Annotated in this window: 21 protein-coding genes; 15 read left to right on the plus strand and 6 right to left on the minus strand. The window is 66.7% G+C overall.

All coding sequences use genetic code 11. The features are described from left to right. The first annotated feature begins 5 nt into the window (after positions 1–5). Positions 6–500 (plus strand): DinB family protein, encoded by a 495-nt coding sequence (locus B2747_RS00820; RefSeq protein WP_291155548.1) that lies wholly within the window; start codon positions 6–8, stop codon positions 498–500. Between the two features lie 202 nt (positions 501–702). On the opposite strand, the gene B2747_RS00825 is transcribed toward B2747_RS00820, so the two are convergent. The 3 genes from B2747_RS00825 to B2747_RS00835 form a co-directional block, all read right to left on the minus strand. Beyond that, positions 703–1,539, minus strand: coding sequence for a 3-keto-disaccharide hydrolase (locus tag B2747_RS00825; RefSeq protein ID WP_291155551.1), 837 nt, complete (start codon positions 1,537–1,539; stop codon positions 703–705). Between the two features lie 55 nt (positions 1,540–1,594). Further along, positions 1,595–2,458, minus strand: a complete 864-nt coding sequence (locus tag B2747_RS00830) for an aldo/keto reductase (RefSeq protein ID WP_291155553.1) — start codon at positions 2,456–2,458, stop codon at positions 1,595–1,597. 61 nt (positions 2,459–2,519) lie between these two features. Beyond that, positions 2,520–2,885 (minus strand): DUF1905 domain-containing protein, encoded by a 366-nt coding sequence (locus B2747_RS00835; protein ID WP_291155556.1) that lies wholly within the window; start codon positions 2,883–2,885, stop codon positions 2,520–2,522. A 100-nt stretch (positions 2,886–2,985) separates the two neighbouring features. Between B2747_RS00835 and B2747_RS00840 the strand changes: the two genes are divergently transcribed. Further along, positions 2,986–4,047, plus strand: a complete 1,062-nt coding sequence (locus tag B2747_RS00840) for a YncE family protein (RefSeq protein WP_291155559.1) — start codon at positions 2,986–2,988, stop codon at positions 4,045–4,047. On the opposite strand, the gene B2747_RS00845 is transcribed toward B2747_RS00840, so the two are convergent. Beyond that, positions 4,028–4,441 (minus strand): arsenate reductase family protein, encoded by a 414-nt coding sequence (locus B2747_RS00845; protein ID WP_291155562.1) that lies wholly within the window; start codon positions 4,439–4,441, stop codon positions 4,028–4,030. The genes B2747_RS00840 and B2747_RS00845 overlap by 20 nt on opposite strands. A 119-nt stretch (positions 4,442–4,560) precedes the next feature. Between B2747_RS00845 and B2747_RS00850 the strand changes: the two genes are divergently transcribed. After that, on the plus strand, positions 4,561–5,286 hold the full coding sequence (locus B2747_RS00850) for a hypothetical protein (RefSeq protein WP_291155565.1): 726 nt from the start codon (positions 4,561–4,563) through the stop codon (positions 5,284–5,286). An 83-nt stretch (positions 5,287–5,369) separates the two neighbouring features. Here the strand turns inward: B2747_RS00850 and B2747_RS00855 are convergent, their stop codons facing one another. Then, a complete protein-coding gene (locus B2747_RS00855; protein ID WP_291155568.1) occupies positions 5,370–6,629 on the minus strand; it encodes a dicarboxylate/amino acid:cation symporter in 1,260 nt (419 codons plus the stop codon). A 97-nt stretch (positions 6,630–6,726) separates the two neighbouring features. On the opposite strand from B2747_RS00855, the gene B2747_RS00860 reads away from it, so the two are divergent. From B2747_RS00860 to B2747_RS00870, 3 genes are read left to right on the plus strand one after another with little or no spacing between them, the layout of a single operon-like run. Then, a complete protein-coding gene (locus B2747_RS00860) occupies positions 6,727–7,782 on the plus strand; it encodes a YheT family hydrolase (protein ID WP_291155571.1) in 1,056 nt (351 codons plus the stop codon). A 40-nt stretch (positions 7,783–7,822) separates the two neighbouring features. Beyond that, the gene (locus B2747_RS00865) at positions 7,823–8,386 is read left to right on the plus strand and encodes a hypothetical protein (RefSeq protein WP_291155574.1); all 564 of its coding nucleotides are present in this window, start codon (positions 7,823–7,825) and stop codon (positions 8,384–8,386) included. Next, on the plus strand, positions 8,386–8,754 hold the full coding sequence (locus B2747_RS00870) for a hypothetical protein (protein ID WP_291155576.1): 369 nt from the start codon (positions 8,386–8,388) through the stop codon (positions 8,752–8,754). Before B2747_RS00865 ends, B2747_RS00870 begins: the two co-directional genes overlap by 1 nt. Here B2747_RS00870 and B2747_RS00875 read toward each other — a convergent pair. Beyond that, the gene (locus B2747_RS00875) at positions 8,679–8,960 is read right to left on the minus strand and encodes a hypothetical protein (RefSeq protein WP_291155579.1); all 282 of its coding nucleotides are present in this window, start codon (positions 8,958–8,960) and stop codon (positions 8,679–8,681) included. The genes B2747_RS00870 and B2747_RS00875 overlap by 76 nt on opposite strands. Before the next feature lie 117 nt (positions 8,961–9,077). Here B2747_RS00875 and mnmG point away from each other — a divergent pair, with 117 nt between their 5' ends. The 9 genes from mnmG to B2747_RS00920 all read left to right on the plus strand — a co-directional run bounded on the left by mnmG (position 9,078) and on the right by B2747_RS00920 (position 19,999). Next, positions 9,078–11,030 (plus strand): tRNA uridine-5-carboxymethylaminomethyl(34) synthesis enzyme MnmG, encoded by a 1,953-nt coding sequence (gene mnmG, locus B2747_RS00880; protein WP_291155582.1) that lies wholly within the window; start codon positions 9,078–9,080, stop codon positions 11,028–11,030. A gap of 308 nt (positions 11,031–11,338) precedes the next feature. Then, on the plus strand, positions 11,339–11,992 hold the full coding sequence (locus B2747_RS00885; protein ID WP_291155585.1) for an SIMPL domain-containing protein: 654 nt from the start codon (positions 11,339–11,341) through the stop codon (positions 11,990–11,992). A gap of 672 nt (positions 11,993–12,664) precedes the next feature. Further along, complete coding sequence (locus B2747_RS00890; RefSeq protein ID WP_343125841.1) at positions 12,665–13,546, plus strand: AAA family ATPase; 882 nt, start codon at positions 12,665–12,667, stop codon at positions 13,544–13,546. After that, positions 13,536–14,552: a ParB/RepB/Spo0J family partition protein gene (locus tag B2747_RS00895; RefSeq protein ID WP_291155588.1), complete on the plus strand. Its 1,017-nt coding sequence runs from the start codon at positions 13,536–13,538 to the stop codon at positions 14,550–14,552. Before B2747_RS00890 ends, B2747_RS00895 begins: the two co-directional genes overlap by 11 nt. Positions 14,553–14,600: 48 nt before the next feature. Next, on the plus strand, positions 14,601–15,647 hold the full coding sequence (locus B2747_RS00900) for a BMP family protein (RefSeq protein ID WP_291155591.1): 1,047 nt from the start codon (positions 14,601–14,603) through the stop codon (positions 15,645–15,647). Between the two features lie 20 nt (positions 15,648–15,667). Beyond that, entirely contained in the window at positions 15,668–16,453 is a 786-nt protein-coding gene (locus B2747_RS00905) for a Nif3-like dinuclear metal center hexameric protein (protein WP_291155594.1), read from the plus strand. After that, a complete protein-coding gene (locus B2747_RS00910) occupies positions 16,450–17,970 on the plus strand; it encodes an ABC transporter ATP-binding protein (RefSeq protein WP_291155597.1) in 1,521 nt (506 codons plus the stop codon). Before B2747_RS00905 ends, B2747_RS00910 begins: the two co-directional genes overlap by 4 nt. Next, positions 17,967–19,067, plus strand: coding sequence for an ABC transporter permease (locus B2747_RS00915; protein WP_291155600.1), 1,101 nt, complete (start codon positions 17,967–17,969; stop codon positions 19,065–19,067). Before B2747_RS00910 ends, B2747_RS00915 begins: the two co-directional genes overlap by 4 nt. Next, positions 19,067–19,999, plus strand: a complete 933-nt coding sequence (locus tag B2747_RS00920; protein ID WP_291155603.1) for an ABC transporter permease — start codon at positions 19,067–19,069, stop codon at positions 19,997–19,999. The genes B2747_RS00915 and B2747_RS00920 overlap by 1 nt, the downstream gene beginning before the upstream one ends. Positions 20,000–20,073 lie beyond the last annotated feature (74 nt).

Raw genomic sequence — 20,073 nt, forward strand, 5'->3', positions numbered from 1 at the left:
TCTGCATGACCTTCGACCCCATGCGATTCCTGCGCGGCGAGCTGCGTCGCTCGCTGCACGGGCCGGCCTGGCACGGACCGGCCCTCTGTGAAGCACTCGCCGATGTGACGGTGTCGGAAGCCTTCGCGCGGCCCGCGTCGGGGGCACACTCCATTGCACAACTGGCCCTGCACGCGGTGGCATGGATGGAGGAAGTCCATCGCCGACTCGGCGGCGCCGAACCCGACGAGCCGGCGCGTGGTGATTGGCCCGCGGTCGGTCCGCGCTCTCGCGCGCAATGGGACTCGCTCAGAGCGCTCGTCACATCGACGGGCGACGCGCTCGAGCAGGCGCTCACCACGTTTCCTGCCGAGCAACTGACCGAGCGCGTCGGCAGCGGCTCACACAATGCGCCGCTCGGTAGCGGCGTACCGTACGCCGTCATGCTCTCCGGCGTCGTCCAGCACAACGTGTATCATGCGGGGCAAATCGTACTGCTCAAGAAGTCACTGCGAGCCTGACCTCGACCTCGACCAGAACCCGAGGCGCCATCCACAGCCATGAGCCGAGCGTGATGGGTTCTGGGTGAGAGTGGTTCGGGGGCGAGATCTCGTGATCCATCACTTTCGGATGGCGTGATGCAGCCGCTGCACCACTCACACTCACAGCCCACGTCCCACGGCCCACGGCAGTGGATGGCGAACCCCGACCCCGACCGCAGTCCTACAACGCCCGCACCCAAATATTCCTGAACCGCACCGGATGCGAATGATCCTGCAGCTGAATTGGCAGCCGCATCTCATGCACCGAATACGGCACACGCGCCCGATTGGCCGTGGGCCCCACCAGCGCCTGGTTGTCGTGCACCAGCACACCGTTGTGCTTCACCGTGAATTTGGCCGGTGACACCAGCTTCCCATCGGCAAAACGCGGCGCCGTGTAGACAATGTCGTAGGTCTGCCACTCGCCCGGCTTGCGGCTCACGTTCACACGCGGCGGATACTGCCCGTACAGCGCGGCCGCCTGCCCATCCGGGTACGTGGGGTTGTCAAACGAATCGAGGATCTGCACCTCGTAGCGTCCGCCACCAAAAAACACGCCGCTGTTGCCGCGGTCCTGATCGCTGCCCACCGGCGGGTTGGGCGACATCCACTCGATGTGCAGCTCCACGTCGCCGTACGACGCGCGCGTGCGCATCGTGCCCGTGCCCGGCACCACCTCAAACGCATCGCCCACAATCTTCCAAGCGGCCGCGCTGCTGTCCGCCATCTCCCACGCGTCCAGCGACGTGCCGTCAAACAGCACGACCGCGTCGGCGGGGCGCGCCACGACCACATACGGACCGGCGTCCTCTACCGGTGGCGCAGGACGCTCGCGTGAATGCTGCGGCCAGCCATCGATGATGGAGTCGGGCACCGCCGACGCGATCACCTCGGCAGTCGATGGCGTATCGCTTGATGCCGAGTCATCCGATGCCGAACGACCAGCACCACAGGCAGAGGACAACACCACGGCGCAGCCCACGAAGAAGGTGGCAAACGAGCGCGAGAGAGTGTGCACGAGGCAGCGAGTAGAGGGCGAGGCAGAATCAGTGAACAGCGCAACGACCTGCAAACTACAGCACGTTCACGCCCGTGGCGGCCACGAGAATCTCCGTCCAGTCCTGCGCATCCAGACGCGTGCGGGTGGCAGCCACCGCCTCCTCCAGCACCGACAGACGACGCGAGCCGGTGATGGGGTGCGGGTGACAGGGCAGCCGCAGCAGCCAGGCAAAGGCAATGGTCGTACTCGTGACCTCGTGGCGCGCGGCCAACGTGGCCACCGCCTGCTGCACACGCTGCACATCGCTCCCTTCACTGGTGAACAGCGCGCCGCCACCCAGCGGCGACCAGATCATGGGCCGCGCGCGCAGACGCTGCGCCTGATCGAACGTGCCATCGGTAATGGGCGCCCGATGCAGCGGATGGCACTCCACCTGATTGGTGACCAGCGGATAGCGCGCGTGCAGCAACTCGAATTGCGCCGGTGTGAAGTTGGACGCGCCAAACGCCAGCACCTTGCCGTCATCCGCCAGCTTCTCGAATGCCCCCGCCACTTCGTCCGCATCCATGAGCGGATCGGGACGATGCAACAGCAGCAGGTCGAGACGATCGGTGCGCAGCGCGCGCAGTGACTGCTCCACGCTGCGCACGATGTGCCGCGCCGAGCTGTCGTAGTGCTTGATGCGCGTGCCCGGATGCTGCGGCGACACCAGCTGAATGCCGCACTTGCTCACCAGCTGCATCTGCTGACGGCGTTCGGGCGCTAGCGCCAGTGCCTCGCCGAAGAGCGTCTCCACGGTATAGCTGCCGTAGATGTCCGCATGATCGAAGCTCGTGATGCCCAGCTCAAGACACTGCTCGATCCAGCGCAGACGCTCCTGTGGCGTCCACTGCCACGCCGCCATGCGCCACACACCGGCAACGATCGGAGAGAGCACGGGTCCACCTCCTCAGGTCATGAGCGGATGAGCCGCGCCTCGGCGCGACAGCCCGCCCGGTTCAGAGCGTGCGAAACTGCAGCGTTACCTGCACCACGTCACCGTGGCCCGCCCCCTGACGCACCGCCTTGGGCAGCGCGAGCAGCGTGCGTCCGTCCTTGCCACGCCACACGCTGGTCTCCCAGGTGCTCCCCAGCGCGGTGGCCGTCACCGGTGTACGGCCCCAGCCATGGGTGACGGGCGGCGCCAGACCCGACGGCACCTCCACGAACGTCCATCCCCCCTTGCCGGGGTAGGTGAACAGGGTGCCGGAAAACGTCCCGCCAAAAGCCAATGGACTGGCGGACGATCCATCCCCGCGTCGCGCCGCTGATCGCGACCGTGACTCACTTCGGGATGATTGGCGCGACGGGCGTGGGGAAGCCATCGTACGAGTGTGTGGCGTGGGCCGCCGTCCGGCTAGGGGACCGCCCTGACCATTGCGACCGTTTGGCATCGCCCCGCCATACCTCACCCGGGAGTCCCGCATGTCACATCTGGCCCACACGCATTCCGCCGTCATCCGGCTCCGTCAGCTGGCCCGTACCGCCGTGCCGGCCATGCTGCCCGCCATGCTGATATCCCTGTTGCCTGCCTCCTCTGCCAGGGCGCAGGCGGGACTTACGGGCACGCTCATCATCACCAACAAGCAGCCGTCCACCGCCACCCTCGTGGACGTGGCCTCCGGCCGCACACTTGCCACCCTGCCCACCGGACACGGCCCGCACGAAATCGTGATCACCCGGGACGGCCGCACCGCGGTGGTGACCGACTACGGCACCGGTTCGCAGCCCGGCAGCACACTCACCGTCATCGACATCGCCAATCGCCGCGTGGCTCGCACCATCAGCCTCGGCGACAATCGGCGGCCGCACGGCATTGTGCTGCTGCCCGGTGATTCCATCGCCGCCGTCACCGTCGAGGCCAATCGGGCCGTGCTGCTCGTACGCCTCGCCACCGGCGAGATCGCCAGGACCGTGCTCACCAATCAGGCCGGGTCGCACATGGTGGGTGTCACAGCCGACGGCACACGCGGCTGGACGGGCGACATCGGCAGCAACACCGTGTCCGAACTCGACCTCGTGCGCGGGGTCGCACTGCGCACCGTGAGCGTGCCTGCGCAGCCCGAGGCCATCAACGTCACGCCCGATGGCAAGGAGGTCTGGGTGGGCAGCAATGCCACCGGAAAGGTGAGTGTGGTGGACGCGGGCACCGGACAGGTCAGCACGGCCGCCGAGGGCTTCGGCTGGCCCTATCGTGTGCTGTTTTCGCCCGACAACCGCACCGTGCTGCTGCCCGATCTGCGTGGCGAGTCGCTGCGCTTCGTCGACCGCGCCACCCGCAAGGAACTGGGCCGCCTCGATCTGCCCGGCAAGGCACCGCAGGGCATTTTCTTCGAGCCCGCAGGGCGCTACGCCTTTCTCTCGTTCAGCAGCGCGGGCGTGGTCGCCGTGGTGGACGTGAACGCGCGCCGCGTTGTGCGCGAAATCCCGGCCGGCGACACGCCCGACGGTGTGGTGTTCACGAGCTTCAGGCCAGCCACTCCTTGAACAGTTTTTCGTCGACACCAACACACAGCTTCTGCTGACAGCGCACCAGCGGTTGCTTGAGCAGAAGCGGCTCATCCGCGAGGATGCTCAGCCACCGCTCCTCGCCGTAGAGCGCCGTGCGCAAGCCGAGGTCGGCAAAACGCTTGCTGTCGCGGTCGAGAATGCCCTCAATGCCGAACTTCAGCACGAAACGCTTGAGCTCGCCGATGGCGGCGGCGCGCTCCGCCAAATCCACGAAGTGTGTCTTCACTCGGCGCTCCGCAAAAAAGCGGAGCGCCTTGCGCGTTTCGGCGTTCTTCTTGGTGCCAAAGATCTGTACTTGCAGGTCGGAAGCGGCCATGGGCAGAAAGACTACTCGCGTGTGCGCCGTGCTGGCACTGGGTGGGCCGGTCATCAGCCGGTGAAACTGCCCCTCAGACGAGGGCGTAAACCAAGGCAGCGGACCGGCGTGCCGCGTCCCTTGCCACCACCCCGCCTTCCCATCCGTCGCGCCCCCAAGTGGAGACTGCATCCATGTACCAGGAGACCAGCGGCGCGGCCGCGACCCCCAGCGTCAGCAACGTCATCTCCATGGTGCAGCTGCAGAACCTGCAGCAACGTCGCGAGATCATCGCTGAGCAGTACCAGAACACCATCGCCGAGCGGGGGCGAATTGGGCAGGAGCGACTGAACGCGCAGGCCCGCGGCGACATGGACATGGTCAAGGAGTACGACGCGACCATCGCCCGAATCGGCACCCGACTGCAGACGCTCGAACGGAGACTCGCCGACGCGGACCGGCAAATCGACGAGGCCATGCAGACACCCATCGCGATCGAGGGAGAGCCTGCAAGCACGACCGACCCGGTGGTCGCGAGCAATCCGGGCACTGCCATCGCAGTCATTCCGCCCACCGGCTCTCAGGTGGACGGCATGCTGCGCGCACAGGCCAATGAGTATCAGCGCGCCATGGCCATCGAGGCGGTCGGCCTGCTGCTGCTTGGGGCCGTGCTCTGGCGCTTCGGCGTGGCGCGTGGTCGTCGCAAGGCGCGTGAAGAGGCGCTGGCTCTGCCCCAGGCGGCGCGCAATGACGACCGCCTGCAGCAGGCCGTGGACGCCATTGCCATCGAGGTGGAACGCCTGTCCGAAGGCCAGCGCTTCATCAACAACCTCATGGCCACGCGTCGCCCGGAGCGCGAAGCGCTGCCCTCACTTCCCGGCACGACGCCCAACGACGGCACCCGCATCACACCGCATTGACCCCGAACGTACCGGGATGATGGTGGACAGGCAGACCGGGATGATGGTGGACAGCGGGCCCGGGTTTCGGGCCCGTTCCCGCGCTACGCGCTTATCCCCGCCTCCGCCTCGGCGATCGCCCGCTTCTCGTCATCAAACGCGTTTTCGCTGCGCGACACGACCAGCGTGGCGACGCCGTTGCCGATGAGATTGGTGATGGCCCGCGCCTCGCTCATGAAGCGGTCCACGCCCAGCAGCAGCGCCACTCCCTCAACCGGCACCGTGCGCGTGGCGGCCAGAGTGGACGCCAGCACAATGAAGCCGGAACCCGTCACGCCCGCGGCGCCCTTGCTGGTCAGCATGAGAATGCCCAACAGCGTGAGCTGCTCACCCCATGACAGATCAATGCCATACACCTGCGCAATGAAGATCGTGGCCATGCTCAGGTAGATGCTCGTGCCGTCGAGATTGAACGAGTAGCCCGTGGGAATGACCAGCCCCACCACCGGCTTCGCGCAACCATAGCGCTCGAGCTTCTCCAGCATGCGCGGCAGCGCGGCCTCACTGCTGGACGTACCCAACACCAACAGAATCTCCTCGCGGATGTAACGCAGGAATCGCCACAGCCGAAAACCGTAGGCGCGGCAAATCAGGGCCAGCACCACAAAGATGAACACGGCCATGGTGAGATACACGTCGAGCATCAGACGCCCGAGTGGCAGCAACGTCTTGAGACCAAACGCGCCCACCGTGTAGGCCATCGCGCCAAACGCACCAATGGGCGCCACCTTCATCACAATGGCGACAATGCGAAAGAACACCGCCTGCAGTCGCACCAGCAGGTCCATGAGGTCACGGCCCGCGTCGCCGACTGCGGTGAGCGCCACACCAAACAAGATGGAGAAGAACACCACCGGCAGCAGTTCACCACCGGCAAACGCCGCCACGATGTTGCTTGGCACGATGTGCAACAGAAACTCGAGCGTACTCTGCTGCGCACCGGCACTGGTGTACTTGCTCACATCGCCGGTGGCCATCGCGGAAATGTCGAGGCCCGCCCCAGGCTTGGTCACATTCACCACGACCAGACCAATCGCCAACGCGAAGGTGGACACGACTTCGAAGTAGAGCACGGCTTTGCCGCCCACCCGCCCCAGCTTGCGCAGATCGGCCATGCTGCCGATGCCATGCACAATGGTGAGGAAGATGATGGGCGTGATGACCATCTTCACCAGGTTGATGAAGGTGTCGCCGAGCGGCTTGAGGGCTTTGGCTGTATCGGGCGCCGCCACACCAAGGGCCACGCCAAGCGAGACGGCCACCAGCACCTGAAACGTGAGATTGCGAACGAGGCGGGAAAGCACGCGGCCGGAAACGGACAGAGGGAAGCGCAACCTGCGGAGTTGACCGCGCAACCTCGCGCCCGGCGACGCGATGCGCGAGGGGCACTAGAATTCCCGCATGACGCGCGAGTATGACCCGGCCTGGTGGCTGCCCGACCCTCATTCGGCCACGCTCTGGGGGCGACTGGGCCGGCGGGAACCGCAACTGGGCAGCCGTGCCCTGCCAATCACACGCGAGCACTGGGACACCCCCGACGGGGACTTCATTGAGCTGGTGCGCTTGGCGCCAGAAGCACAGGCCACCGGCCGGCCCCATTCATCCGCTCAGGAGCAGCCTCGGCTCCTCGTTCTGCATGGCCTCGAAGGCGGCACCCACTCGCACTACGTTCGTGCTCTGTTCCGTGAGGCCCAATCGCGTGGCTGGGCCGCCGACCTGCTGCTGTTCCGCAGCTGTGGTTCGGCCCCCAACCGCCTACCGCGCTCCTACCACTCCGGCGATACCGGCGACGCCCGCTTTGTCCTCGAACGGCTTCGCCATGCCTTCCCCAACGTCCCTCTGGGCGTGGTCGGCGTCTCGCTGGGTGGCAACGTGCTCTGCAAGTTGCTTGGCGAGCTCGGGCCGGCGGCGAATGGGCTCATAAGCGGAGCCGTCGCCATGTCTGTGCCCTTCGATCTGGCCCGCGCGTCGAGACAGATTGGGCGCGGTTTCGGCGCAGTATACGAACAGTTCTTCCTCAAGTCGCTCATTCCCAAGGCGCAGCACAAGCTCGCCCGTCACGCCGAGCTGCGGGACCGTGTTACACTGCCCCGCATCCGCACCCTTTGGGAGTTTGACGACGCCTTCACCGCACCCGTCCACGGCTTTGCCAGCGCCGCCGACTACTACGAGCGCTCCAGTTCACTGCCGTACCTTGGCGGCATCCGGGTGCCCACGCTGCTCCTGAACGCCGCGGACGACCCGTTCCTGCCGCCCCAGGTGCTCGGCGAGGTCCGGGAACAGCTGCAGGGGTCGGCGGCGTCCGACTGGGTAACACCCGAGTTCCCGTCTCGCGGCGGCCACGTGGGCTTTACCGCCGGCGGCTGGCCCTGGGCGGCCTGGTATTACGGGGAGTGGCGGGCGGCCGAGTTCCTGGCCCAGGCCTTTGCCGATGCGAAGCGCTACCGGGTCGTCTAGACTTCCTCTTGTTGCTGCGTTTTCCTGAACGGTACATGACGTGACCGCTGTAACTCTCGCTTTCCTGCTGACAGGGCTCGTCCTCGGCGTGGTGGCCATGCTGCATGGCACCGAGCGCCGCGCGCTGCCGCATGGCGCGCCCCACGAACGCCGCACTGAGCACAACCCGGCCTCTGAGCCCTCGGCGCTGTTCAACCTGTCCAGCGTCGCCGCCTTTGCCTTTGCTTTTGGGCTGACCGGTTATCTGCTCACGCGCTACGTCGAGTGGCCGTGGTATGCCCAGTTGCTCGTCGCCCTTGGTGCAGGGGCCGCCGCCTATGCTTTGCAGGCGTTGCTCATTGCGCGTTGGGCCATTCCCAGCGCCCGCGCCGATCAGGTGGACACACGCTTTCTGCTGCAGGGCACCCTGGCACGAGTAGTGGACGCCGCGCCGGCTGGCGGCGTGGGGCGCTTGCTCTACACGCTCGACGGCGCCGAGTATCAGTTGCCGGTGCGCGCCATGGATGGCGAAGCGCTGGCGGTGGGCACCGAGGTCGTCATCGACCACCTGGATGAGGGCGTGGCCGTCTGCGAGCCCTGGGCCAGTGTGGAGCAGCGGCTCTGATGCCGGGCCGCTGGAGCTGGACGGACGCGGCCATCTTCATCGCGGTCATCAGCGCGCTGCAGCTGGCCATGTTTGTGCTGCTCACCAAGGTGTTCTGCGGCATGTTCCCCGAAGGCGAGCAGTGCCCGGTCTGCGACGAGCACACGTCGGCGGTGGAGCGCAGCGGCTGGTGGAAGCTTTTTGCCCGCCGCTTCCGGCGCAGCTGGTGCCTGGCCTGTGGCTGGGAAGGCGTGCTGCGCCGCAGTGATGCGTGGATGCGTGAATCGCGCCATGCCCTCTGGCGCGCACGGTTTCAGCGCGTCTGGTCCATCGCAAACAGACGCAGCCACTCCGGCCAGTTGCCACTCAGCTCGAAGAAGTCGTCGTAGTACACGAGCCCTGCGTCCTCGAGCTGGGCGATGAGATCCGATGCCGAGTCCTCGCCGACCAGCGGACCAATGACGATGAGTCCGCCCTCGACCCGGAACTCTTCGGGCGTGAGGTTGAAGGCCTCGTCGATCTGGGCGCGGGTGAGCTGGACCCGTTCAAAGGCCTCGCGGCGGATGAGCACGCAGGGCGCGGTGTGCGATAACATGAGGGGCATACGTCTCCAATCTGCGGGCAGACCGCGCACGCCGGTACTCCCGCCGCAGGTTTGCTGGCGTCCGGTGCGTCGTTTGTCCGTTTCCCCGTCACTTTTCTCGCTGCACTGATGTCCTTCGCCGATGCCATGATTTCGCCGGATAGCGCGGCGCTCGAGGCCCACTTTGATGTCATCGTGGTGGGCGGTGGCCATGCCGGCACGGAGGCCGCCGTCGCCGCGGCGCGCACAGGAGCGCAGGTGGCGCTCATTACCGGCGCGCTCGAACAGATCGGACAGTTGTCGTGCAATCCCGCCATCGGCGGCATTGCCAAGGGCACGGTGGTGCGTGAAGTGGATGCACTGGGTGGCATCATGGCGCGCGCTACCGACATGGCGACGCTGCAGTTCCGCATGCTCAACCGCGGCAAGGGTCCGGCCGTGTGGGCACCACGCGCGCAATGCGATCGCGGACTGTATCGTCGCGCCGCGCGGCAGTTGCTCGAGGCGCACCCCAATCTGATGACCATCCAGGGCATGGTCGCCCGATTGCTGTTCGACGCCGGCGCCACGGGTACGCCGCGCGTGGCCGGGGTGGAGACGCGCGAAGGCCGCCGCTTCGGCGCGCGCGCCGTGGTGCTGACCACCGGCACCTTCGGGCGCGGCACCATGCACATCGGCACCGACACCCGCATCAGTGGTGGACGTGCGGGCGAGGCCGCGTCGCTGTGGCTTGGCGAGCAATTGGATGCGTTGGGTTTGACCACGCTGCGCTTCAAGACCGGCACGCCCCCTCGCATCGACGGGCGTTCCGTGCAGATCGACGTGCTCGAGCAGCAGGACAGCGAGATCGACGCGTTCGACTATTCATGGTCGCACTTCTGGACCACGCCGCGCCGTGGACGACATCCCGCGCAACTGCCGTGCTGGATTACCTGGCTGGAAGCTGAAGGCACACACTACATCGCCGAGCATATCGGGCAGTCAGCCATGTATGGCGGCGCCATTGCCTCGCGTGGACCGCGCTACTGTCCGAGTGTCGAAGACAAGGTGGTGAAGTTTCCCGACAAGTCACGACATCAACTGTTTCTCGAGCCCGAGGGGCACGACACGCAGGAGATGTATGTGAACGGGCTCTCCACGTCGCTGCCGGCCCCGGTGCAGCTCGCCGTGATGCGCACCGTGCGCGGCCTTGAGCACGTACGCATGACCCGCGCCGGTTACGCCATCGAGTACGACTACTATCCGCCCACACAACTCGAGGCCTCGCTGCAGTCGCGCGCCATTGCGGGACTGTTTTTCGCGGGCCAGGTGAATGGCACGACCGGCTACGAAGAGGCCGCTGGACAGGGCGTCGTGGCGGGCATCAATGCGGCGCATCACGTGCTGGAGCGCGATCCGCTCATCCTCGGCCGCGAAACGAGCTATATCGGCGTGCTCATCGACGACCTCGTCACGCGTGGTGTGGACGAGCCCTATCGGCTGTTCACGTCGCGCAGCGAATTCCGGCTCACGGTGCGGCAGGACAACGCACTCGCGCGACTTGGTCCCAGGGCGGCGGAACTGGGTTTGTTGTCCGGCGCTGAGGAGGCGCATATGACGCGGCGACTGGATGCGGTGCGCGAGGCGCTGCGTCTGGCGGAGGCCACCAGCATGGCGCCGGCTGTTGCAGATCCGGTGCTGCAATCGGTGGGCTCACGGCCGCTGCAGCATGCGGTGCGCGCGGCGGAGCTGGCCAAGCGGCAGGACGTATCGCTGGCCGCGCTGTTCTCCGTGGCTGGCGTGGGAAGCGACCTGCCCGGCGACGCGGTGGTCGGTGCCGAACTGGAGATCAAATACGCCGGGTATTTCGAGAAGGAGCGGGCGCGGGCGGCGCGGCTGGCGGCGCAGGGTACGCTGCGGCTTCCTGCGTGGTTGGTATACGAGGAGCTGACCACCCTGTCTGTCGAGGCGAGGCAAAAGCTCGCGGCGGTTCGCCCCAGCACGATGGCCCAGGCAGGCAGCATCCCGGGCATCAGCCCCGCGGATCTCCAGAACCTGCTCTTCGAGCTACATCGTACTCGACCGGCGTCCAGTTCTGCGTGAAGCTGAAGTTGTTGGTTTAGCTGGTCAGTTTTGTTTTAACTGGCCTTATTGTGATCGTATAGTGTGCTGATAATGTCTTTGTGTAATGGTGTCTCGCCCAAGCCGGAACTTTGGAACCATCGAACCTTGGTGACAGTCCGGGGTCCGTTCAGGTAGCAGGAGCAGTGGTCCCGAGTTCTTCAACTTTCATCCCCGTCGCGGGAGCAGGCATGCCACGAGCAATCAAGCGGTCGTTTACGTCCCGAACTATATGGTATGGCGCCGGACTGGTGGCGGCCGGATTTGCACGGCCCGTAGCGGCCCAGACCGTGGCCCCCGAGCCCCCGCCGGCGATCATGGTGTCGGCGCGCGGCGAGGTGCAGGTGGCACCTGACCGGGCCCGGGTGCAGGTCGGCGTGGAAACGCAGGCCAAGACCTCCGCGGCGGCGGCGGCCGAGAACAACCAGAAGCAGGCTGCTGTGCTGAAGGCCATTCGCGCTCTTGGAATACCGCAGGCGCAGATCCGTACGCTCAACTACAGTGTGATGCCGATCCAGCGCTACGATGACAAGCTCAAGCGGGTGGTGATCGACGGCTACCAGGTGAGCAACATCGTCAGCGTGGAGACGGAAAAGCTGGACCTGGCGGGCCAGATCATCGATGCCGGGTTGAACAACGGCGCCAACCGGGTGGCCGGCCTCGACTTCTTTGTGAAGGACCGCGCGAAGGCGCAGGAAGAGGCGCTGGCTCAGGCGGTGGCGACGGCGCGCCGTCAGGCCGAAGTCGCAGCCCGTGCAGCGGGTGGTCAGCTTGGTGGGCTGCTCGAGATCATGATCAACGACTTCGAGCGACCGGATCCTCGCCCGATGATGGCCATGGCCAAGATGGAGATGGACGCCGCCGGCGCCCCGACGGAGGTCAGTGCCGGGACGAGCACTGTCAGTGTGCAGGTCACGACCCGCTGGCGCTTTCAGAACCGCTGACGCCGTCCGATCGCAGACATGCCACAACAACGCCCCGGAGCCCGCTGCTCCGGGGCGTTGTTGTTTGACTGATCACCACGGATTGCACGGCCAACAGGGAAGCCACAGGACAGGTCAGCCTGAAACGAGAAGGCTGACGATCAGGCGGAGCCGATCCGGCTGTTTCCGCGCGTTTCCGTGTCATCCGCGACAAGGCAGTTCAGCACCGCCTGCCGTGGCGCCATGGTCCGTGTGGGAAGCCGTTTCACGTGAAACACCGTGATCTGTGCGAATGCGAATGCCGTTGAACTGCCTTGTCGCGGATCACGCGGAAACGCACGGAAACTGCCGGATTGACTCCGTGCCGAGACATGCGACGGTCCAAATGAGCCAAGATCCATACCCAATGGCTGCCAAGACTCAGGAATCACCTGGGCTCGCCCTCTGCACCAGTCCCCATCCTGTGGTTTCCCCACTTGTCCGCGGAATCCGTGGTAATCAGTCAGGTCGAGAGGACGCGTGGAAAGGCGTTTCACGTGAAACGTCGTGATCTCCTCCTCGAAATGTCCGGCCCAAACCGCCACGCGGGCACACCAACGCAGCAATTGGCCCGGGAATGACCGCGTTACCATGGTCCCCGCGCGTCCGGCGCCCTATACTTCGCCTCCCCAGAGAACCCCAATCGAAGAGCCCGTGGGACGCATCCTCGCCATAGCTAATCAGAAGGGCGGTGTCGGTAAGACCACCACCGCTGTGAACCTCGCGGCCTCGCTGGCCGTCGCTGAGCAACGCACCCTGCTCATCGACGCCGACCCCCAGGGCAACGCGACCTCGGGCTGTGGCATTTCCCGCGATGACTTCTCCGCGCACACCTACGACGTCCTCCTCGGCGAAGCCACCATCGATCAGGCCCTCGTACGCGGCGTGCAGTTCCGCCACCTCGACGTCCTGCCCACCACACCCGATCTCGCGGCCGTGGAAGTCGAGCTGGTGGATGTCGAGGACCGCGTGACGCGCATGCGCGACGCCCTCGCGCCCATCCGCGATCGCTACGACGTCATCCTCATCGACTGCCCGCCCTCACTGGGGCTGATCACGCTCAACATGCTCGTGGCCGCGGATGCCCTGCTCATTCCGCTGCAGTGCGAGTACTACGCGCTCGAGGGGCTGTCCCAGCTCCTCAGCACCGTGCAGCGCGTGCAGGACTCGGTGAACCCAGCGCTCGACGTGGACGCCGTGCTGCTCACCATGTACGACGCCCGTCTCAACCTCTCGCGCCAGGTGGCGGCCGATGCCCGCGCCCACTTCGGCGACCGCGTCTTCCAGACCGTCATCCCGCGCAATATCCGTCTCGCTGAGGCCCCAAGCTTCGGCAAGCCGATTGTGGTGTACGACGTGGCTTCCGTTGGCGCGCAGGCGTACATGGCCGTCGCGCACGAGCTCATCGCCCGAATGAACTCGGCCGCCCCGGATGCCTCCGCCGCGAACCCGTCGAGCCAGGCCGCACCCGACGCCCCGGCCGCCACATCGTCGGCCTCCGACCCTGCCTCACCCGCCTCCTCGCATGACGCCTGAACCGCCGCGCCGCCTCGGACGTGGGCTCGACGCCCTCCTCGCTCGACGAGATCCCAAGCCCGCCGAGAGCCGGACCGCGCCCACCGAGCAAGCGCCCGCGCAAGCCGGCGCGGAGAACGCGCAGGCCCCCGCCGCGGCCAGCGGAAGCGCCGCCGCCCCGGCGAGCACCGAGCCCGCCAACGCCGCCGGCAACCTGCGCACGCTGCAGATTTCCCAGATTCGGGCAAATCCGTATCAGCCCCGCAAAGAATTCCGCATTGAGGAATTGGCGGACCTCGAAGCCAGCCTGCGTACCAATGGCCTGCTCCAGCCCATCACCGTGCGTCCGGCCCCGGGTGGCCACGGCTACGAGCTGATCGCGGGCGAGCGCCGCTACCGTGCCGCAACCCGTCTGGGCTGGACCGACATCCCGGCCCTCGTGCGCGAGGTCGACGACCGTCAGTTGGCCACGCTGGCCATGATCGAGAACCTCCAGCGTGCCGACCTCGATCCCATTGAAGAAGCCGAAGGCTACCAACGTCTCATCGACGACTTCGGCCTCTCCAACCAGGAAGTGGCGGACGTGGTCGGCAAGGACCGCTCGACCGTGGCCAACGCCCTCCGGCTCCGGCAACTGCCGGCCAGCGTGCGCCGCATGCTCCAGGAGAAGCAGCTCTCGGCCGGCCACGCGCGCGCCCTGCTGGCGCTGGGAACCGAGCGGGCCATCGTGGACTTGGCCCGGGAGACCGTGGCGCAGCAGTGGTCGGTGCGTGAAGTCGAGCGGCGGGTGCAGGCGGAACGCCCCAAAGCCCCAGCAGCCAAGAAGGCCGACAATTCAGCGACGGCCACGCCCCCTGGCGCCTCCGGGGCGGTGGTCCGTCAGCTTGAGGAGAAGTTGCGCCGCCGTCTGCAGACCACGGTGTCCATCAATTTGTCGGCCAAGGACAAGGGCGAGGTGCGCATCCAGTTCTTCTCGAACGACGACCTGGAGCGCCTGCTCGAGCTGCTCGGTATTTCGCTCGACTGAACTGACGCCACTAGCGCGTCACATCAGCAACACATTCAGGACAACACCATGATCAAGTCGGCTATCTCCCGTTTCACGCTTGGCGTGCTGGCAGCGGGCACCCTCGCCGCCTGCGGCGGGAAGCAGGCGGACGGCACCGCAGACTCTGCGGCGGCCGGCGCCAGCTTCAAGGTGGCGCTGCTGACGCCGGGCCCCATTTCCGACCGTTCGTGGAACGGCATTGCCTACGAAGGTCTGGTTGGCCTGCGTGATTCACTGGGCGCGCAAATCAGCCACATCCAAACCCGCACGCCTGCCGAGTTCGAGGAGAACTTCCGGCAGTATGGGGCCCAGGGGTACGCCATGGTCATCGGCAACGGCTTCGAGTACCAGGAGCCGGCAGCACGCGTGGCTGGCTCATATCCACGCACCAACTACGTCATCACCTCAGGGCGAGCCACCGCCGCCAACCTCGCCGGAATTGCCTTCGCGTTCGAAGAGGCGTCGTATCAGGCGGGCATCATCGCGGCGAGTGTGTCGCGCAGCAACAAGCTGGGCCTCATTGCCGGTCAGGAGTTTCCGCCGGTGCGCGCCAGCTTCGAGGCCTTCACGCGTGGCGCACGGTCGGTCAGGCCGGACATCGAAGTCATCACGTCCTACATCGGCAACTGGGAAGACGTGAGTGCGGCGCGCGAACAGGCGCTCGCACAGATCGGTCGCGGTGTGGACGTAATCTTTCAGAATGCGGACGCCGCCGGTCTGGGCATCTTTCAGGCGGCGCGAGAGAAGAAAATCCTCGCCTTCGGCACCAACGCCAACCAGAACGACGTCGCACCCGACGTCATTCTCGGCAGCGTCGTCATCGATCTGCCCAAGGCCTTCCTGCGCATCGCGCGGGAGATTCAGGCGGGCACGTTCACCGGTCGCGTCATCAATCTGGGTGTGAAGGACGATATCGTGCGTCTCGAGCTCAACGCGCAGCTCAAGGATCGCATTCCCGCCGCCGCCCTCGCCGCCAGCGACTCGGTTGGTGTCCTGCTGCGAAACGGCAGTTTCACCGCCCTGCAGGATCTGCAGTCCTGGACCACTCCGCCGGCGGCGTCCGGCGGCAAGTGAGCCATGGCGGTGAACAGTTGATGTCTGCTTCTGGTATTGCGCTGCATGACGTGGTGGCGGCGCTCGACACGGAACTGCGCACCGCGGACATCCCCGACTATCCGCCGGCCATGAACGGCCTGCAGGTGGCCAATCGTGGGATGGTGCACAAGGTGGCCGTGGCGGTGGACGCCTCACACGCCGCCGTGACGGCGGCCGCGCGCGAAGGCGCCGACCTGCTCGTGGTGCACCACGGGCTCTTCTGGGGCGGCGCGCAGCCGCTTACGGGGGTGCCCTACGCCAAGTTCAGCACCCTCTTTGGCGCCGACCTCGCCGTCTACAGCACGCATCTGCCACTCGACGCACACCCCACGCTGGGCAACAACGTGCAGCTGGCGGCCGCGCTGGGGCTCAACCCGACGGCCGGCTTCGCGCGCTTCAAGACCATCGAGATTGGTGTGTCCGGTGAGTGCGATGAGCCGACCGCGGACCTCATGACCCGCGTGCGGACCTTTGCTGCCGCCTACGGCAGTAGCGCGCGCAGCTCGGTCCCCGTCGAAGGACGGCGCACCAGACGTTGGGCCATTTGCACGGGCGGTGGCGCCAACAGCGACACGCTGCGCGAGGCGCGCGAGCGTGGCATCGACACCGTCATTGTGGGTGAGGGGCCGCACCACACCACGGTGGACGCGATTGAACACGACCTCTGCGTGATCTATGCCGGCCACTACGCCACCGAGACACTCGGCGTGCAGGCCGTCGGCGCCTGGCTGACGCAGCGCTTCGGCCTCCCGTCAACGTTCCTGCACCTGCCCACCGGATCGTGAGCACCAAGGCTGCGGGAGCGATGCTGCTCTCGCTGGAAGGCATCACGCATTCCTTCGGCAGCGTGCGCGCACTCGACGGCGCCTCGCTGCACCTGAAGCCGGGCACCGTGCACGCCCTGCTCGGTGAAAACGGGGCCGGCAAATCCACGCTCATGCGCGTGGCCTTCGGCATGCTCGCTCCCGATGAGGGCGTGTTGCGTTGGCAGGGCCAGAGCCTCACACTGCGATCACCGGCCGACGCACTCGCGCGTGGCATCGGCATGGTGCATCAGCACTTTTCGCTGGTGCCGGCCATGACCGTAGCGGAGAATGTGGCACTCGGTGGACACGGGCGCTTCCATCCGCGTGACGCGGCCGCACGAGTGCGCGCGCTGACCGAACGCACGGGACTCGCGCTCGACCCCGACGCGCGCGTGAGCACACTGCCGGTGGGCGCGCAGCAACGCTGCGAAATCGTCAAAGCCCTCGCGCGTGATGCGCGCCTGCTCATTCTCGACGAACCCACCGCCGTGCTCGCGCCCGCCGAAGCACGCGAGCTGCTGACCTGGGTGCGGCGCTTTGCCGATAACGGGCACGCCGTGGTGCTCATTACGCACAAGTTGCAGGACGCACTCAGTACGGCCGACGACATTACGGTGCTGCGCCGAGGACGCACGGTGTACACGGCTGCGTCGTCGGCCAGCACGACGGCCCAACTCACCGACGCCATGCTCGGCGATCATGCGGCCGCGGTCCATCGGGCGGGCGACAGCACATCGCCGACCGCATCGCCCACCGCATCGCCCACCGCATCGCACGCACCGTCGACCGCCGCCTCGCGCGCACGCGTCGTCCTGCGACTCGAGCACGCGAGCTGGCGCGACGAGCGTGGTGTGGAGCAACTGCGCCGCGCCTCACTGGTGGTGCACGCCGGCGAGATCGTCGGAGTAGCCGCCGTGGAAGGATCCGGTCAGCACGCACTGCTGCGTCTCCTGGCCGGGCGGCATGCGGCGCAGAGCGGAGTGGTGGAGCGTCCGACACGCGTGGGCTTCGTGCCCGAGGATCGTCATCGTGACGCCCTGCTGCTCGACGCGCCACTGTTCGAAAACCTCGCGCTGCGTGGGGCCGGTACGCGGACCGGGCGCATGCGCTGGGCCATCTGGCGTGCGCGCACCGCGGAACGCATGAACGCCTTTGATGTGCGCGCGGCGGCAAGCGATGTGATCGCACGCACGCTCTCGGGTGGCAACCAGCAGAAGTTTGTGCTTGGCCGGGAACTGGATGAGCAGCCTGAGGCGCTGATCGTCGAGAACCCGTCGCGTGGACTCGACATTCGCGCCACCGCCGCCGTGCAGGACGCCCTGCGCGCGGCGCGTGACGATGGCGCGGCGGTGCTGGTGTACAGCGGGGATCTCGATGAGGTGCTGGCGCTGGCTGATCGCGTGTATGTCATGCATGCCGGGCAGGTCGTGCCCGTGTCCCATGATCGCGACGCGGTGGGGCGGGCCATGCTTGGTGTCACGGAGGCCCTCACATGATGTCGCGGCGCGCCGCCCAATGGCCCAGGCAGATCCGCGAGCCACTGCGCCAGGCCGGCATACTCCTTGGTGTGGCCGCCATCGCGCTGCTGATGCTGGTGGGCCTGCTGCTGCTCACCGGTCACGCGGTGGGGCCGGCCCTGTCAGCGCTGGTGCGCGGCGCCGTGGGCAGCAGTTACGCGTTCACGTCGGCCACGCTGGTGCGCATGGTGCCGCTTGGCTTTGCGGGGCTGGCCGTATCGCTGGCCTTTCGCGCGGGACTCCTCAACGTGGGCGCCGAAGGGCAGTTGCTCATGGGTGCGGCGGCAGCCACGGCGCTGTCACTGCCTCTGGCACATGTCAGTCCCTGGCTGGCCATTCCGCTCCTGCTCCTGTGCGGTGGTGTGGCCGGTGCAGGCTGGGCCGGTGTGGCCGCGGTGTTGCGCGCGCGCTTTGGTGTGCTGGAAGTCATCAGCACCATCATGCTCAACTTTCTCGCGCTCTATGTAACGGGCTATCTCGTGCGTGGCCCGCTGCAGGAACCCACGCGCATCAATCCGCAGTCGGACACGCTACCCTCGGCGCTGCAACTGCCGGTGTTGCTGGACGGCACACGGCTGCACGCCGGCGTCCCGCTACTCGTGCTCGCTGCCGTGCTCATGTGGTGGTGGCTCAGCCACACCGCCAGCGGATTCCGCGTGCGTGCCGTTGGGGCGTCGCCCAGCGCGGCGCAGTCTGCCGGCGGCATCAACGTGTCGCGCACGGTCCTGCTGGCTTTCCTTGGCAGTGGACTGCTGGCAGGACTTGGTGGGGCGGTGGAGTACCTCGGCATCACCTTCGCGCTCTACGAAAACTTCTCGCCCGGCTATGGCTACACCGCCATTGCCGTGGCGCTGCTGGCGCGCTTGCACCCGCTCGGTGTGCTGGTGTCGGCGCTCGTGTTCGGCGCACTCGATGCCGGCGCCAACGCCATGCAGCGTGACGCCGGCGTACCCAATGTGGTGGTGTCGGTGGTTGTGGCGATGCTCATCCTGCTCATCGTCGCCGCCGATCGTTTTGTGGGGCAGTCCACCATCGCGCGCGGTACGTCGGGCCGCCCTGCCGAGTCGGGGACCTGATGATCGCACTGGCCCTTGATGTCGCGCCCGATGCCGGCGGCGCGTTTCTCGAAGCCACCGTGCGTACGGCCACGCCACTCGCGCTGGCGGCGCTTGGCGAGTGTGTGAGCGAAAAGGCCGGCGTCATCAACATCGGACTCGAAGGGTCCATCATTGCGGGGGCGCTGGGTGCCACGGTCGCCGCGGGATTGGTTGGCGTGGGTGGAGGCTTTGCGGCCGGCGCGCTCTGTGGTCTGCTGGTGGCAGCGCTTTTTGCCCTGTTCACCGTGGGGCTGCGCGCCGACCAGATCATCACCGGAACGGCCATTACGCTGTTTGCCCTTGGACTCACCGGCACGCTGTATCGCTCACTCTTTGGTGTGAGTGGTGTGGCACTGGCCACGCCCACCGCCGGCGTGGTGGCGCTGCCCGGCGTGTCGGCGCTTCCGCTCGTGGGCCGCGCGCTGTTTGCGCAGCCGCTCATTACCTATTTCACGTGGGGGATGGCGCCGCTGCTCGCATGGTGGATGGCGCGCACACATGCCGGGCTTGCTTTGCGCGCCATTGGCGAGGCGCCTGATGCCGCAATCACCGCTGGCATTCGCCCGCGGCGCTGGCAGGCGGCGGCGGTGCTCTTTGCCGGCGCCATGGCCGGACTGGCCGGCAGCACGCTCGTGCTGGCGCAGGCTGGCACCTTCGTGGAGAACATGTCCGCGGGTCGCGGTTTCATTGCCATCGCCATTGTGGTGCTGGGTCGCTGGCGACCCATTCCCGTGCTGGGGGCGGCCCTGCTCTTCGGCGCGGCCAACAGCCTGCAGACGCTGTTTCAATCCATGGGTTGGACGGGCGTGCCGTATCAGCTGTTCCTTGCGCTTCCCTATCTGCTCACCCTGGCCGTACTGGCCGGCGCCAGTGGACGGGCCGCGTCACCGGCGGCGCTGGGCAAACGCTAGTCGCCGCGCGTCACCGAAGCCTTGCCACAAAACACAATGGCCGGACACGTCATCTGACGTATCCGGCCCTTTCG

The sequence above is a fragment of the Gemmatimonas sp. UBA7669 genome (assembly GCF_002483225.1).
GTDB lineage: Bacteria > Gemmatimonadota > Gemmatimonadetes > Gemmatimonadales > Gemmatimonadaceae > Gemmatimonas.